Below are 14,646 nucleotides of genomic sequence, written 5' to 3'. Positions count from 1 at the left end.
GGCCCCGTCAGCCGCGCGCCTCGGCCACGGCCGCGCCGAGGGCCTCCTTGATGCGCGGGCCGAGCCGGGCGAAGCCCAGCTCCTTCATCGCGGCACGCAGCAGCTCGTCGTCCGAACGCGTCTCGCCGTCCCCGTCGATCCACCGCACCAGCGCGGTCAGTTCCTTCGCCGAGTAAGCCGTCACGGCCTTCCCCGGCGTGACCGCCGGCTTCCGCGGCCGCCGGCCGGTCGGCTTCGCCTCGGCGACCGGCGCCTCGGGCTCGGGGTCCGCAACGGGGGCCTCCGCCACCGCAGTAACCTCGGCCACCGGCTCCGCCTCGACCTCAACGGGAGCAGCCTCCGCCTCGACGACGACCTCGGGCTCCGCCTGGGCGGACGCCTCCTCCGTCACCGGAGTCTCAGCCACCGGCTCCACAACGGCCTCGGGCTCGACAGGGGCTTCCTCGGCGACGGGCTCCGCCACCGCAACCGGCGCGGGCTCGGGCTCAACGACCGGCTCCTGCACGGGCTCCGCGACGGGCACCTCGGCTTCCGCGGCTGACTTCTCCGCCTCGACGACGACCTCGGGCTCCGCCTGGGCGGACGCCTCCTCCGTCACCGGGGCCTCGGCCACCGGCTCCACCTCGGCCGGCGCAGCCTCAGCCTCGACAACCGGCTCCGGCTCGGGCTCGGTAGCGGGAGCCCCCTCAGCTGCCCCAACCTCCGCCACCGCAACCGGCTCGGCCTCGACGACGGCCTCGGGCTCGGCAACGGGCTCCGCCTGGGCGGACGCCTCGTCCGTCACCGGGGCCTCGGCCACCGGCTCCACCTCGGCCGGCGCAGCCTCGGCCTCGACAACCGGCTCCGGCTCGGGTTCGGCAGCGGCAGCCTCCTCGACGACCGCAGCCTCCGCCACCGGCTCCGCCTCCGCAGGAGCCCCCTCCGGCGCTTCCGACGCGGTGCGCGGTTCGGGGACGACGGGGGTCTCCGTCTCGCCCAGCAGCGCGACGACCTCGGCGGTGTCCGCCCGGCGCTCCGTCAGTTCCTCGAGCACCGCGCCGAGGCCCTGATGCCGCAGGCGGTCACGGGTGGCCTTGAGGCTGGGCAGCCGGTACAGCGTGCCCTCGTCCGCGGCAAGGCGGTCGAGCAGCTCCGCGAGGTCCTCGAAGGGGAGGGTGTCCAGCGCGGCCTCGGGGCGCAGGAGGCGCCCCAGTTCGGTGAGCCCGGTGCCGGCGGCCTCGGCGGCGCGGGAGGCCTCGTCGAGGAAGTCCGCGTCCGCGGGGACGGCCGGGCGGCCGGCGCCGCCGAGGGCGGCCCAGTCGGTGCGTTCGGTGGCCGCGGAGGCGAGGGCGGTGTGCACGGCGTCGCGCCGCGGGCGTCCGGTGGCCAGCCCGCGGACGCGTCCCCGCAGGGACCGGCGGCGCAGCCAGGCGACCTTCACACCGCGGTCGCGGCGCCAGGCGCCGCTCGCGGTGGCGGCGACGAACTCGTCCAGTTCGGCCTCGGCCACGTCGTACACGTCGGCGTTCAGCGTCCGCAGGGTGAGCCGTACCCGCAGCAGCAGCGACACGGCCCGGCCGCTCTCGGCCACCGTGCGGGGGACGTCGATGCCCAGGGCCTCGGCCTCCTCCAGGCGCTGGGCGGCGGCGCGCAGGACGGGCAGGTCACGGCCGCGCAGCTCCGCGAGGACGGTGGAGGCGGCGCGGGCCTCCTCGGGGCCGGCGACGGTGTCCACGGCGGCGTACCAGGCGTGGGTGTCGGTCGTCAGCGTGAAGCCGCCGAGCTCCGCGTAGGCGCGCAGGTCGTCGCGCGCCTCCTCGGGGAGGGAGGCGATGTCGGCGGTGCTGTGCAAGGAGGGTGCGGTCATATGAGGTCCGGTTCCTGGCAAGTGCGGTGGGCGTCGGCGGCGTACGCGCGGCGGAGCGGCCCCGGGTCGGCGTGCTCGCGGTGGCCCCACGATACGGGCGCGGTACACCCCGGCGCACGCGCCCCGTCCGTAACGGCGGGCACAGCGGTATCGCTCATGCACGGAGAGAGAGGGGCCGGACGCCCCATGTGACCTCGGTGCCGTTCCGGGACTCCTGCGACCCCCGCGACCAAAGGGACAGATTGCATCAGGAGGCGACAGAAGGACTCCGTGGGATAATTGGAAGTGGGCACGAAAGGGATTTTCGTGATCGACAAGACCGTGTGGGGCGGTTACGAGAGCGGCCGGCCTGACCGGAGCGGCCAGGCCGAGGCGTTCGACGCCATCGGTGACCGCTACGACGAGGCCTTCCCGCACAAGGAGGGGCAGTTCTCCGCCGGCCTGTGGCTCGTGGACACCCTGCCGCCCGGATCCCGGGTGCTGGACCTCGGCTGCGGCACCGGACTCCCCACCGCCCGGCAGTTGAGCGACGCCGCGTTCGACGTCGTCGGAGTCGACCTGTCCGAGGGCATGCTCGAACTCGCCCGGACGTACGTCCCCGGCGCCGTCTTCCACCAGTTGGACGTCGCCGACCTGCGGCCCGGCGGCCCGGTCCGGCTCGGCCGCTTCGACGCCGTCGCGGCCTTCTTCTCCCTGCTGATGCTGCCGCGCGCCGAGATCCCGCACGCGCTCCGCACGATCCACCATCTGCTCGTCCCGGGCGGGCTGTTCGCCCTGTCGATGGTGGAGGCCGACGTGGACGACTTCTCCATCCCGTTCCTCGGCTTCACCATCCGCGTCTCCGGCTACCTCCGGGAGGAGTTGCTGCGCGTCATCGAGTCGGGCGGCTTCGAGATCGTCAAGGAGTTCTCGTACACCTACGCCCCGGCCTTCAGCGACGTACCGCCGGAGGAACAGGTCTTCCTCTGCTGCCGGCGAATCGGCTGAGGCGGGCGGGACCAGGACGTGGCGCGGCATCGCACCCCAGGCGAGGACCCCGGCCCGGCCGGGGGCGGAGCGGAACCGCCCGACCGACACACCCCCTGGCCCAGGGACGCCGACGCGCCCCGCACGCCCGGGCAGCCGCAGACGGACCGACTCCGCTACCTCGACGCGGCGACCCGGCGCATCGCCGCCGGCATGGACCTGGACGAGACCCTGCGCGAACTGGACGCGGCGGCCGTCCCCGCCTTCGCCGACGTGATCTTCGTCCATCTGCACGACCCGCTGCTGACCGGGGAGGCGGTGGAGGAGTCGGACGCCGCGGATGACGTCGTCCTGCACCTGCACCCCACCCGGCGGCGCACCCCGGAGCGGCCCTCGCCGGGGCTGCCGTCGCCGGACGCGGAGGCCGCCGCGCCCGAGCCGCCGCGGATCGCGCTGCGGTGCGTCAACCGCCCCGGGCCGCAGGGGGTGTCGGAGTGCGTACGGCTGAGCACCACCGGCCGGCTCACCCGGTTGCTGAGGGAGGGCCGCCCGTGCTTCGGCGACGCGCCCGGCATCGCCCCCGCCGCCAGGGAACTGCTCGGCCCCGTGGTCGGCCCGCCCGGCGCGCTGCCGCCCGGCCGCCGCCTGATCATCGCGCCACTGCACGGCCGCAACCGCCTCATGGGCACCCTCGCCCTGCTGCGCAGCCCCGAGCGGGCCCCGTTCACCTCCGACGACCTGCTGGTCGCCTCGCAACTGGCGACCCACACCGCGCTCGGCGCCCACAAGGCGCTGATGTACGGCCACGAGGCGTCCGTCGCCGACGCGCTGCAGCGCACCATGCTCCCGGCCTCCCTCCCCGAGCCCACCGGGGTCCGGCTGGCCAGCCGCTACCTCCCCGCCTCGGAGACCGCGCGGGTGGGCGGCGACTGGTACGACGCCATCCCGCTGCCCGGCAGCCGCGTCGCGCTCGTCGTCGGCGACGTGATGGGCCACTCGATGACCTCCGCCGCGATCATGGGTCAGCTGCGCACCAGCGTGCAGGCCCTCGCCGGGCTCGACCTGCCCCCGGACGAGGTCCTGCACCACCTCGACGACCAGGCCCAGCGGCTGGGCATCGAGCACATCGCCACCTGCCTGTACGCGGTCTACGACCCCATCTCGCACCGGTTGCTGATCGCCAACGCCGGCCATCCGCCACCGGTCCTCCTCCTCCCCGGCGGCAAGGGCGAGGTGCTGCCCGTGCCCGCGGGCGCCCCGATCGGCGTCGGGGGCGTCGACTTCGAGACCGTCGAGATGCCCGCGCCCACCGGGGCGACGCTGCTCCTCTACACCGACGGCCTGGTCGAGTCCCGCGGCCACGACATCTGGACCGGGGTGGAGAACCTGCTGGCCCGTGTCCAGACGCCCGGACGCGACCTCGCCCCGCCGCCGCTGGAGGCGCTGTGCGACCAGGCGCTCGGAGACCTCGGCCCCGGCGGCTCCCGCGACGACGACATCGCGCTGCTCGCCGCCCGCTTCGACGGCTTCCCCACGCACAGCGTCGCCTACTGGTACCTCGCCCCCCAGCCCGAGACCGCATGCCGCGCCCGCCGCCTCACCCGCCGCGCCCTGCACCGCTGGGGCCTCGACCCGATGCTGGAGACGACCGAACTCCTCGTCAGCGAGGTCGTCACCAACGCCGTCCGCTTCGCCTCCCGCCCCATCACGCTGCGCCTCCTGCGCACCGACGTGCTGCGCTGCGAGGTCGGCGACGACTCCCCCCTGGTCCCCCGGCTACGCCGGGCCGGACCGGAGGACGAGACCGGCCGCGGCCTGTACGTCGTGGACCGCCTCGCCGCCCACTGGGGCGCGCGGCGCCTGGGCACGGGCAAGGTCGTCTGGTTCGAACTCCCCATCCCCGACGAGGTCCGCCGCCGCGGCGCGACCCCGGCGTAGCCGTGTCGTCCCGGCGGCCGTCGGCGTGCCCGTACGTCGAGCACCTCACCGCGAAGGACGACTTGGCGCCGGCGGCCGCCCGCCGGGGCCCGGCACCCATCCGGTGGGGTCTCGGGCATGTCACACCCCTGCCGCGGGCCGCCTCCGCCACAAAAGGCAGGGCGAAACGCAATAATCCCGACATGCGCACACACATCGCCGCAACCGCACTGCTGCTCGCCGTCGCCGGCCCGGCCCTCGGCGGCTGCGGCTCCTCCTCCGACACCACCGCCACGGCCCCCGAGTCCGCCGTGGCCTCCCAGTCCCCGGTGGCCCGGACCGACCAGGACAAGACCCTGCCCGACGCCGGGATGCCGTCCGCGCTCACGGACGCCGAGCGGGTCACGCTCATCGCGGCCCTGCAGGCCATCAACCCTGACTTCGCCAAGGACCCCGACAAGGCCATCGACGCCGCGCGCGAGCAGTGCAGCGCCATCAACAACAACAGCGCCGAGGCGGACGCGGAAGCCGCCAAGCGCTTCACCTACCACGGCAACGAGCTCACCGAGGCCCAGGGCAAGGCCATCAACGACGCCCTCAAGCGCCTCAAGTTCTGCGCCGCCTGACGCCGCCGTCCGGGCCCCCGGAACGCCTCGGGCCCCCGTCCGGAAGTACTCCGGCCGGGGGCCCTGCGGCGATGCGACGCGGTTGCTACCGCACGTCGACGTAGTCGCCGGTGGCGGAGACCGCCGGGGTCGTCGAGGTGCCCTCGAAGCGGAGGCGCCAGTAGCCGTCGTACTTGGCGGTGGTGGTCGCCTTCACGTTGCCGGACGAGTCCGAGTACACCGTCTTGACGGTCTTGTACGTGCTGGTGCCCGCCTTGCGGAACTGCAGCTTGACCGCCTGCTTGGTGTAGCCCTTGTAGGTGTTGGTCTCCCAGTTGGCGCGGGTCAGCTTGCCGGTCGCCGTGAGGGTCTTGCCCTTGCGGACGGGCTCCGGAGCCGCGTTGACCGTCAGCCGGGAGTTGCGCTGCACCCGGGTCGAGGCGAGGCCGCCCTGGTCGGCGTAACCGACCTGGGTGATGTCGAAGTCGGGGCTGAGCGGGTCCTGCCCGTTGAAGGCGATGGCCAGGGCTCCGGCCTTCCAGGCACCGGCGTCGGAGTTCATCAGCGCGCCGTCGGCCGGGTAGATGTCGATGTTGCCCTTGCACGTGGCGGTGGTCGACGACTTCACGGTGCAGGTGGCCGGGTCGTCACCGAGCAGCTCGTTGACCGGAGCGTCGTACGAGCCCTTGTAGATGTACGGGCCGGTGAGGAAATCGGCGGCGGTGATGTCCACCTCGGCGCCGTGGGTCAGCGTGTAGCTGACCGGGACGGTGACGTGGTTGGTGGTGCCGACCTTGATCGCCGCGCCCACCTTGACGTTGGAGAAGGTGGCGTTCAGGGCGTAGGGCATGTCCTCCGCGGTGGCGGAGGCGCTGAACGCGGCCCTGTGGGAGGAAGCGCCGTGAGCGGCTTCCCGGATCTCGGCGACGCCCGCACGGTAGGAGGCGGCGTCATCGGCCTGCGCCGACGGAACGGCGAGAGAGGCCAGGGCCAGGGCGCCGGACACGGCTGCCACAGTGGCTCGTATGTTCATGCATTCCCCTGATGGAGAAAGCCCCCGTAGACGATGCCGTCTTCCGGCGGGGCTCGGAGTGATCGGAGTCAGGCGACTCGGGTGATCAGACGTGCGACCAGAGGGATTGGTTGTACGCGGAGTGAAGATTTCTGGTGAAAGGCATGAAGGCTGTCCGGCGGGCCGACCATCCCGCACGCCGGATCCTGGCCACGCCTGCACCGCATCACCTGCCCACCCCACGACGCAGCCCCCGCTGCCCGGCCCATCACGGTGCGGGCAGGGGGCGCTTTCGTGCGTTCAGGGTCAGGCCTTCTCGCACCGTGCCGGTATGGGGCGCAGCGCGATCCGGCAGAGCACCCAGGCTCCCTACAGCGCGAGGATCCCGATCGCCGTGGGAGTGAAGCCGACGCCATCGACGTCCCTGACCGCCGAGATGACGGCGCTGACGCCAACGCCGGTGAGCACCAGGGCGAGGACGACTCGCAGAAGGATCTTGCCCGCGTGCGCGTCGGCGTCCTCGACCCCGACCTCTTCGACTGGCGCGGCGGCCCCGACGTGTGGTGATCGTTTGCACTTCGGGCCGGCAGCCGACCTTTGAGGCCGTGAAACGGGCTGCGGCCCCACCGGTCTGAACCGGTGGGGCCGCATTCACGCAGGACAGCGGTGGCGAGACCAACCGCCTGCGGGTAGGCCGTGTGGGACTCGAACCCACAACCAATGGATTAAAAGTCCACTGCTCTGCCAATTGAGCTAACGGCCCGCACCCCGCAGCATAGCCGGACGGCGGCCGTGGCTCCGAGCGCATTCGGCCCGTGCGGCGCGGCCGCCGCCGGCGAGGGGCGGGAACGGTCAGCCGGGGGTGTCCGCCGGGGCGGGTGCCGGGACCTCGACGGAGGCGGGCCCCCGGTCGCGGAGGAACCAGTGGCGAGCCGAGACGAACCACCACGTCGCGGCGAAGCCGAGGACGACCAGGACCGCGATCGGCGCGTAGTTGAAGGTGTCGACCGTGACCGGGCTGACCTGGGGCAGCATGAAGAGCACGGTGATGAAGACGACCCAGGACACGGCGATGACGCCGATCGGGCGGGACCAGCGGCCGAGGTGCCAGGGGCCGCGCTCGAAGTCGTCGCCCTTGCCGAGGCGCAGGAAGGTCGGGATGACGTACGCGATGTAGAGGCCGATGACGGCGATCGAGGTCACGGCGGCGTACGCGGTCAGGTTGATCAGGTACGGCAGGCCGAGGACGAGCGCGCCGAGCACGGCCAGCCAGACGGCGTTGGTGGGGGTCTTCGTGCGCGGGTTGATGCGGTGCCAGACCGTGGAGAAGGGCAGCGCCCCGTCGCGCGAGAAGGCGTAGATCATGCGGCTGTTGGCGGTGACGGAGGCCATTCCGCAGAAGAGCTGGGCGCCGATGACGACCAGCAGCAGGAGCTTGCCGCCGACGTCGCCGAGGCCGTCGATGAGGATCTGCGCCGGGGGGACGCCGGTCGGCGTGTCGAGGACCTCGTCGTACGACCGGATCGCGTACGTGAAGCCGAGCAGCAGCACGAAACCGGCGATCCAGGAGATCCAGATGGAGCGGACGATGCCGCGCGGACCGGCGGTGGCGGCGTCGTGGGTCTCCTCCGTCATGTGGGCGGAGGCGTCGTAGCCGGTGAAGGTGTACTGCGCCATCAGCAGGCCGAGCAGGACCACATAGAAGCTGCTGCCCCAGCCGGTGTTGTTGACGAAGTGGGTGAAGACGAAGGACGTCGACTGGTGCCGGTCCGGAACGAAGGCGAGCGCGCCGACGATCAGGCCGACGCCGAGCACGTGCCACCAGACGCTGATGTCGTTGAGGAGCGCGACGATGCGGACGCCGAAGGTGTTGAGTAGTCCGTGCAGCACCAGGATCGCGGCGAACAGGAGGATCGTGTGGCCCGGGGTGCTGCTGAAGCCGAACTGCAGGTCCAGGTAGGCGTTGAGGAAGCTCGCGGCGCCGAAGTCGATGCCGGCGGTGACGGCGACCTGGCCGAGTACGTTGAACCAGCCCGCGAACCACGCCCAGGCGGCGGCGCTGCGCGGCGGGGCGAGCCGGTGGGCCCAGTAGTACAGACCGGCGGAGGTGGGGTACGAGGAGCAGATCTCGGCCATCGCCAGGCCGACGACCAGCGTCATCAGGCCCACGACCAGCCAGCCCCAGGTGATCACGGCGGGGCCGCCGGTGTTCATGCCGAACGCGTAGAGGGTCAGGCAGCCGGAGAGGACCGAGATGATGGTGAAGGAGACCGCGAAGTTGGAGAACGCGGACATCCGGCGGGCCAGCACCTGGGTGTAGCCGAGTTGGCGGAGGCGTTCCTCGTCGGTGACCGCGCCCGGGGGCCTGGCGGCCTCGTCCGGTCCTTTAGGAATTGTCATGCCCCCAGCGATTCCCCCGCCGGGGGCATGACATGCGTCACCACCTGTCCGGAAGTGGACGGAAACTCCCGTGACCGGGGTCACAGGGAACCCGGTGGCCCGACGGACACTCCGGTGGCCTGGAGACGGCACGGAACGAACGACTGCGTCCGGCGGGCCGAACGAACGCCGGGAGCCCGGCAGCGAAGTGCTGCCGGGCTCCCGGGTGTTCAGCTGTTCAGTTGTTCAGTTGAACCTGACGTCAGCCGTTGCGCTTCCAGCGCGGCTTGTCCGTACGGCGGTCGAAGCCGCCGCCGGGGCGGTGGTCGTCACGACGGCCGTACGGGCGGCGGTCGTTGGCGTCACGGTCGCGGTTGAACGCCGGGCGGTCGTCGCGGCGGTCCCGGTTGACGGGGCGGTCGCCACCGAAGTGCCGGTCCCGGGACTCGTGGGAGCGCGCCGGACGGTCGTCGCGGCGGTCGTACGAACGTGCCGGGCGGTCGTCACGACGGTCGAAACCGCGGTCACGGTCACGGTCGCGGTTGAACGACGGGCGGTCGTCGCGGCGCTCGCGGTTGAACGAGGGACGCTCGTCACGACGGTCGCGGTTGAACGACGGGCGGTCGTCGCGGCGCTCGCGGTTGAACGAGGGACGCTCGTCACGACGGTCGCGGTTGAACGACGGACGGTCGTCACGGCGCTCGTACCCGCGGTCACCGCGGTCACCGCGGTCCCGGTCACGGAACGACGGGCGGTCGTCGCGACGGTCGTCACGGCGGCGCTCGTAGTTGCCCCGGTCGTCGCGGCGCTGGAAGGTGCGCTGCTCCGACGCGGACGCCTCCGCGGCAGGGGCGGGAACGGTCGCCGCGGCGGCGACCGCCTCGGCGGCCTCGGCCTGGGCGGCGGCCACGGCGGCCTCCGGGTCCTCGCCGCGCTCGCGGGCGGCACGGGCGGTGAGGCGGTCGGCCTCGTCGCGCAGCTCGGCGGCCCGCCGCTGTGCGCGCTCCAGGGACTTGGTGAGGTCGGCGACCTCACGCTCGGCCTGCTGGGCGGCGTTGCCGGCCGCGTCCGCCTGCACCTCGGTCAGCGACCGGGCGCCGGTGATCTTGGCCACGTCCTCGTCGAACGCCCCGGCCCCGCCGACGACGTGGCGCGAGGCGTCGACGCCCGCGTCCTCCATCAGGCGGAAGATCTGCTTGCGCTGGTGCGGCAGGGCGAGCGAGACGACCGTGCCGGACTGGCCGGCGCGGGCGGTACGGCCCGAGCGGTGCAGGTAGTCCTTGTGGTCGCCGGCCGGGTCCACGTTGAGGACGAGGTCGATGCCGTCCACGTGGATGCCGCGGGCCGCGACGTCGGTGGCGACGAGGACGTTGACGTAACCGTCCTTGAAGTCCGCCAGCGTGCGGGTGCGGGCGCCCTGGGTCATGCCGCCGTGCAGGGCGTCGGCCTTGACGCCCGCGTCGCGCAGCTGCTCGGCGACGCGGTCGGCACCCATCTGGGTGCGGACGAAGATGATGGTGCGGCCCTTGCGCGCGGCGATGGCGGCGGTGACCGGGGCCTTGTCCTTGGGCTTCACGACCAGGACGTGGTGGGTCATCGTGGTGACCGCGCCCGCCGAGGGGTCGACCTCGTGCGTGATCGGGTCCTTGAGGTACCGCTTGACCAGGGTGTCGATCTCGTTCTCCAGCGTGGCGGAGAACAGCAGCCGCTGGCCGCCCTGCGGGACCAGGTCGAGGATCTCGGTGACCTCGGGCAGGAAGCCCATGTCGGCCATCTGGTCGGCCTCGTCGAGGACGGCGATCCGCACCTGGTCCAGCGCGCAGGCGCCGCGCTCGATCAGGTCGCGCAGCCGGCCCGGGGTGGCGACGAGGATGTCGACACCGCGCTCCAGGGCGTAGATCTGGTTCTGCATGGAGGTGCCGCCGCAGACGACCTTCATCTTCAGGCCGAGCACGTCACCGTACGGCTGCAGCGCGTCCGCGACCTGCATCGCCAGCTCGCGGGTCGGGGTGAGGATCACACCGCGCGGGTGCTTCCGCTCGGTGCGGCCTTCGGCCAGGGAGGTGAGCAGCGGCAGACCGAAGGAGAGGGTCTTGCCGGAGCCGGTGCGGCCGCGGCCGAGGATGTCGCTGCCGGCCAGGGCGTCGGGGATCGTCGCCGCCTGGATCGGGAAGGGGGTGGTGACCCCGTTCTGCGCCAGCTTGCGGACGATCGACTCGGGCAGCCCGAGGTCGCCGAAGGTCACGGTGGGGGTCTCGGGAGCGGTGGGCTCCTCGACGACGGCCTCGTCGGTGACGGCCTGGTCGGTGACGGCCTGGTCGGTGACGGCCTGGTCGGTGACGGCCTGGTCGGTGACGGCCTGGTCGGTGACGGCCTGGTCGGTGACGGCCTGGTCGGTGACGGCCTGGTCGGTGACGGCCTCGTCGGTGCCGTCGGTGTCGATGGGCATGGCGGAACGGTCGGCAGTGTCAATAGACATGCTGAAGCTAAAACCTCTCGGAGATTTCGGCACGCGCCAGCTCCGGAGGTTGCTTACAACCGCCTCAATGCGGTCAGCCACAGGAGAAAAGGAACGCGCCAACGCGGCGCGCTTCGGTTCGGCGCCGGGCAGTGGGATCAAACGATCTGCCAGCATACGCATACGAGACCGCTTTGGCCAATTCGGTCCCCTCGGTCCCCCATGCTCCTCACTCTCCCGCTCCTCACAGTCCTCACCTCCCGGCACCGTTCACCGAGGGCGCGCTGGACGGCGACGGCTCGGGCGAGCCGTCGCCGGACGGCGGCGGGGAGCTGTCGCCGGGCGAGGAGGTCGCCGACGGCCGGTCCGACGGGGGCGAGGACTGCGAGGGCCGCCCCGAGGACGAAGGACGCCCCGAGGGCTTCGCGCTGTGGGAGCGGCCCGGGCCCTGGGTCGGCCCCGGCACCGACTCCTGCGCCGACACCGAGGGCGAGCCGGGCCCGGGCACGAACGCCCCGGGCCGCCCCTCCACCCCGCCCGGGCCGCCGCCGGGCATCACCATTCCGCCGTCCTGCCAGGTCCCTCCGGCACCCCCGGCCTCCCCGGCGACACCGGAGGAGGCACCCTTCGGCCGGGCGTCGTCGTCCGCGCCGCCCACGCTCACGCAGCCGGTCACGGAGCCCAGGGCGAGCACGGGCAGGAGCAGCACGGCCGCCGTTCGCGCGCGGGCGGTGGCAGGGGTCACGGGGGCACCTCTGATGGATGTGGCGGGACGGGTGGGGCCGGTGGGTCCCACGGGTCCGGCGGACGGCCGTCGCGGGATCGGGTTCCGCGCTGCCCAACGGACACGCGGCCCTCGGGGACACGCCCGTACGGGCGGGAGCGCGGGCGGACGGCGGCCCGCCCGCCCCGGCGCGGGCACCCGAACGGTTCCCGCCAGGCGAACCCTTGGTGCGTGCCCGGCACCGGAATCCGCGTCGGACGCTGCCCGAACGGCCGTCCGTCCCGGACAATGGCGGTGTGCTGGAGATGTCACGCGAAGCGTTCGAGGAACTGGTCAGCGACGCGCTGGACCGGATCCCGCCCGAGCTGGCCCGCGTCATGGACAACGTGGCGGTCTTCGTCGAGGACGAACCCGACCCCGCCGATCCGGAGCTGCTGGGCCTGTACGAGGGGACGCCGCTGACCGAGCGCGGAGAGTGGTACGCGGGCGTCCTGCCGGACCGGATCACGATCTACCGCGGTCCGACCCTGCGCATGTGCGGCACCAAGGAGGAGATCGTGGAGGAGGTCGCCACGACCGTCGTCCACGAGGTGGCACACCACTTCGGCATCGAGGACGAGCGCCTGCACGAACTCGGCTGGGGGTGAGCCCCGGTCACCCCCGCGGGCCCGCGGGGGACCCCGTCCGGCGGCGCATGCCTCGCGACGGCCCGGGGCATACGTCGGCAATGGTCCGTGTTCGATCTCGTGTGCCCCGTATCCATGACCTGTGGCGGCGCCGCCGTACCGCCGCACCGCCCGCCCCGTCGCTCACCGCCTCCCCGGCCCGCCCGTACCTGGGCGCCCTCGGGCTGCTCGCGGTGACGCTGGTGGGCGGCTGGCTCGGACTGGTGGTGCTGGGCAGCATCGACGAACCCGTCGGCCCGATGAACACCCGGATGTCGCTGCACCCGTCCTGGACCGGGGACACCGAGGTCAACGTCTCCCCGCTGGGCGCCCTCCGGCTGGACAGCCACGACGGCCCGCTGCGTCTGGTCGTGGACGTCGACACCCTCGACCCCGACCGGGCCAGGACCCTCGTACGGCACCCGGAGCGGATCAGCGGACTGCAGAGCGAGGTCACCGCCGACGTGCAGCACAGCACGGCCGAACTCGCCCTGCGGTCCTCGCTCGCCGCGCTGACCGGCGCCACCGCCCTCGGCCTCGCCGTCTACCGCAGGCCCCGCCGCGCCCTGGCCGCGGGCGGGCTGTCCCTCGCGGTGCTGGTGGCCTGCGCGGGCACCGCGTACGGCACCTGGAACCCGCGCAGCGTCCTGGAGCCCAGGTTCTCCGGGCTGCTGAGCAGCGCCCCCTCGGTCGTCGGCAACGCGCGCAGCATCGTCAGCGACTTCGACATCTACCAGCAGGAACTCGCCCGCCTGGTGACGAACATGACCCGGCTGTACGACGCGACGTCCACGCTGCCCGCCTACAACCCCGACCCGACCACGCTGCGGGTGCTGCACGTCTCGGACATCCACCTCAACCCGGCGGCCTGGCAGATCATCGAGTCCGTCGTCACCGAGTACAAGATCGACGTGATCGTCGACACCGGCGACCTGATGGACCACGGCACCGCCGCCGAGAACGGCTTCACCTCCGCCATCCCCGACCTCGGCGCGCCCTACGTCTTCGTCCGCGGGAACCACGACTCCATGGACAGCCAGCGCGCGGTCGCGAGCCGGGCCAACGCGCACGTGGTCGACGACGGCCGGTCGGTGGTCGTCAAGGGGCTGCGCATCGCCGGCATCGGCGACCCGCAGTTCACCCCGGACCGCTCGGTCGAGGCGGCCGGCGACCCGTCGGAACGGGTGGCCGGGCAGAAGCTCGCCGAGGCCGTCCGGCGGCAGAACGCCACGGGCGCCAAGGTCGACATCGCCGTCGCCCACAACCCCATCGCCGCCGCCCAGACGGACGGCATCGTCCCCCTTATCCTCGCCGGGCACACCCACACGCGGAACGTCGGCGTCCTTGAGAACGGCAGCCGGCTGATGGTGCAGGGCACGACGGGCGGCGGGGGACTGCGCGCCGTCGAGGGCGACACCCCCCAGAAGGTGGAGGCCTCCGTGCTCTACCTGGACCAGGACACCCACGCCCTCCAGGCCTGGGACGAGATCACCCTCGGCGGGCTCGGGCTGTCCACGGCCGAGGTCTCCCGCCACCTCCCGGAGGATGTGGAACCGGGCCGCGCCCCGTCCCCCTCACCCCCCTTCTCCTCCCCTTCCGGGAGTCCCTCCGCCACGCCCTCCGCGACCGCGACGAGCAGCCCGTAAACCGTTTTGGCGATCCCCCCTGGCATCCCATATGCTGCTGACGCGTCCGATGGCCGAAGATCCGCCGGCGGACCGTTCAGCCCTCATCGTCTAGTGGCCCAGGACGCCGCCCTTTCAAGGCGGTAGCACGGGTTCGAATCCCGTTGGGGGCACATACGTCTGCGTCGTCCCGCAGGCCATGCGCGTTGGCAGTGCGGCCGGTTCACCGGCGGCGCTGCCTTCTGTGTTTTCCGGGCCCGGACCGGTGCCGCCCGCCACAGGCCCGCAGGTCACACGTGCGTCGCACCACCCGGGGTCTGATACGCTGGTCCAGCGAGATCGGCCCGCCAGTGCGTGTCCGACCGGTCACCGAGAATCACCGACCGGGAGCCAGGTATCCGGCGATCCGTCCCTCGCACAGCGCGGCGGAATCCCGTTGGGAGCACGCA

The 14,646-nt window shown here is 72.8% G+C and carries 10 protein-coding genes and 2 tRNA genes; 6 read left to right on the top strand and 6 right to left on the bottom strand.

Annotated features, from left to right (window positions below):
* Window positions 1–7: 7 nt before the first annotated feature.
* On the bottom strand, window positions 8–1,846 hold the full coding sequence (locus OIE69_RS21985) for a hypothetical protein (protein ID WP_326574782.1): 1,839 nt from the start codon (window positions 1,844–1,846) through the stop codon (window positions 8–10).
* A gap of 306 nt (window positions 1,847–2,152) precedes the next feature.
* Between OIE69_RS21985 and OIE69_RS21980 the strand changes: the two genes are divergently transcribed.
* From OIE69_RS21980 to OIE69_RS21970, 3 genes are all read left to right on the top strand, one after another.
* Window positions 2,153–2,833, top strand: a complete 681-nt coding sequence (locus OIE69_RS21980; protein WP_326574780.1) for a class I SAM-dependent DNA methyltransferase — start codon at window positions 2,153–2,155, stop codon at window positions 2,831–2,833.
* An 18-nt stretch (window positions 2,834–2,851) separates the two neighbouring features.
* Window positions 2,852–4,750: a SpoIIE family protein phosphatase gene (locus OIE69_RS21975; protein ID WP_326574778.1), complete on the top strand. Its 1,899-nt coding sequence runs from the start codon at window positions 2,852–2,854 to the stop codon at window positions 4,748–4,750.
* 182 nt (window positions 4,751–4,932) lie between these two features.
* Window positions 4,933–5,355: a hypothetical protein gene (locus tag OIE69_RS21970; RefSeq protein WP_326574776.1), complete on the top strand. Its 423-nt coding sequence runs from the start codon at window positions 4,933–4,935 to the stop codon at window positions 5,353–5,355.
* Between the two features lie 85 nt (window positions 5,356–5,440).
* On the opposite strand, the gene OIE69_RS21965 is transcribed toward OIE69_RS21970, so the two are convergent.
* From OIE69_RS21965 to OIE69_RS21945, 5 genes are all read right to left on the bottom strand, one after another.
* The gene (locus OIE69_RS21965) at window positions 5,441–6,367 is read right to left on the bottom strand and encodes a hypothetical protein (protein ID WP_326574774.1); all 927 of its coding nucleotides are present in this window, start codon (window positions 6,365–6,367) and stop codon (window positions 5,441–5,443) included.
* Window positions 6,368–7,036: 669 nt separating this feature from the next.
* Window positions 7,037–7,109: transfer RNA gene (locus tag OIE69_RS21960), tRNA-Lys, on the bottom strand.
* Window positions 7,110–7,198: 89 nt separating this feature from the next.
* Complete coding sequence (locus OIE69_RS21955; RefSeq protein WP_326574772.1) at window positions 7,199–8,746, bottom strand: amino acid permease; 1,548 nt, start codon at window positions 8,744–8,746, stop codon at window positions 7,199–7,201.
* Window positions 8,747–8,987: 241 nt separating this feature from the next.
* Window positions 8,988–11,204 carry a DEAD/DEAH box helicase gene (locus OIE69_RS21950; protein ID WP_326574770.1) on the bottom strand — a complete coding sequence of 739 codons (2,217 nt, stop codon included), beginning with the start codon at window positions 11,202–11,204 and terminating at the stop codon, window positions 8,988–8,990.
* A gap of 232 nt (window positions 11,205–11,436) precedes the next feature.
* A complete protein-coding gene (locus OIE69_RS21945; RefSeq protein WP_326574768.1) occupies window positions 11,437–11,928 on the bottom strand; it encodes a hypothetical protein in 492 nt (163 codons plus the stop codon).
* Window positions 11,929–12,203: 275 nt separating this feature from the next.
* Here OIE69_RS21945 and OIE69_RS21940 point away from each other — a divergent pair, with 275 nt between their 5' ends.
* The 3 genes from OIE69_RS21940 to OIE69_RS21930 all read left to right on the top strand — a co-directional run bounded on the left by OIE69_RS21940 (window position 12,204) and on the right by OIE69_RS21930 (window position 14,370).
* Window positions 12,204–12,554 carry a metallopeptidase family protein gene (locus OIE69_RS21940; RefSeq protein WP_018558408.1) on the top strand — a complete coding sequence of 117 codons (351 nt, stop codon included), beginning with the start codon at window positions 12,204–12,206 and terminating at the stop codon, window positions 12,552–12,554.
* 80 nt (window positions 12,555–12,634) lie between these two features.
* Window positions 12,635–14,218, top strand: coding sequence for a metallophosphoesterase family protein (locus tag OIE69_RS21935; protein ID WP_392567551.1), 1,584 nt, complete (start codon window positions 12,635–12,637; stop codon window positions 14,216–14,218).
* A 79-nt stretch (window positions 14,219–14,297) separates the two neighbouring features.
* A tRNA-Glu gene (locus OIE69_RS21930) sits at window positions 14,298–14,370 on the top strand.
* Window positions 14,371–14,646 lie beyond the last annotated feature (276 nt).

Origin of the sequence: Actinacidiphila glaucinigra (assembly GCF_035918135.1) — a bacterium.
GTDB lineage: Bacteria > Actinomycetota > Actinomycetes > Streptomycetales > Streptomycetaceae > Actinacidiphila > Actinacidiphila glaucinigra.
The sequence above is the reverse complement of the archived record's forward strand: the minus strand, read 5'-3'. Positions and strand labels throughout refer to the sequence as shown.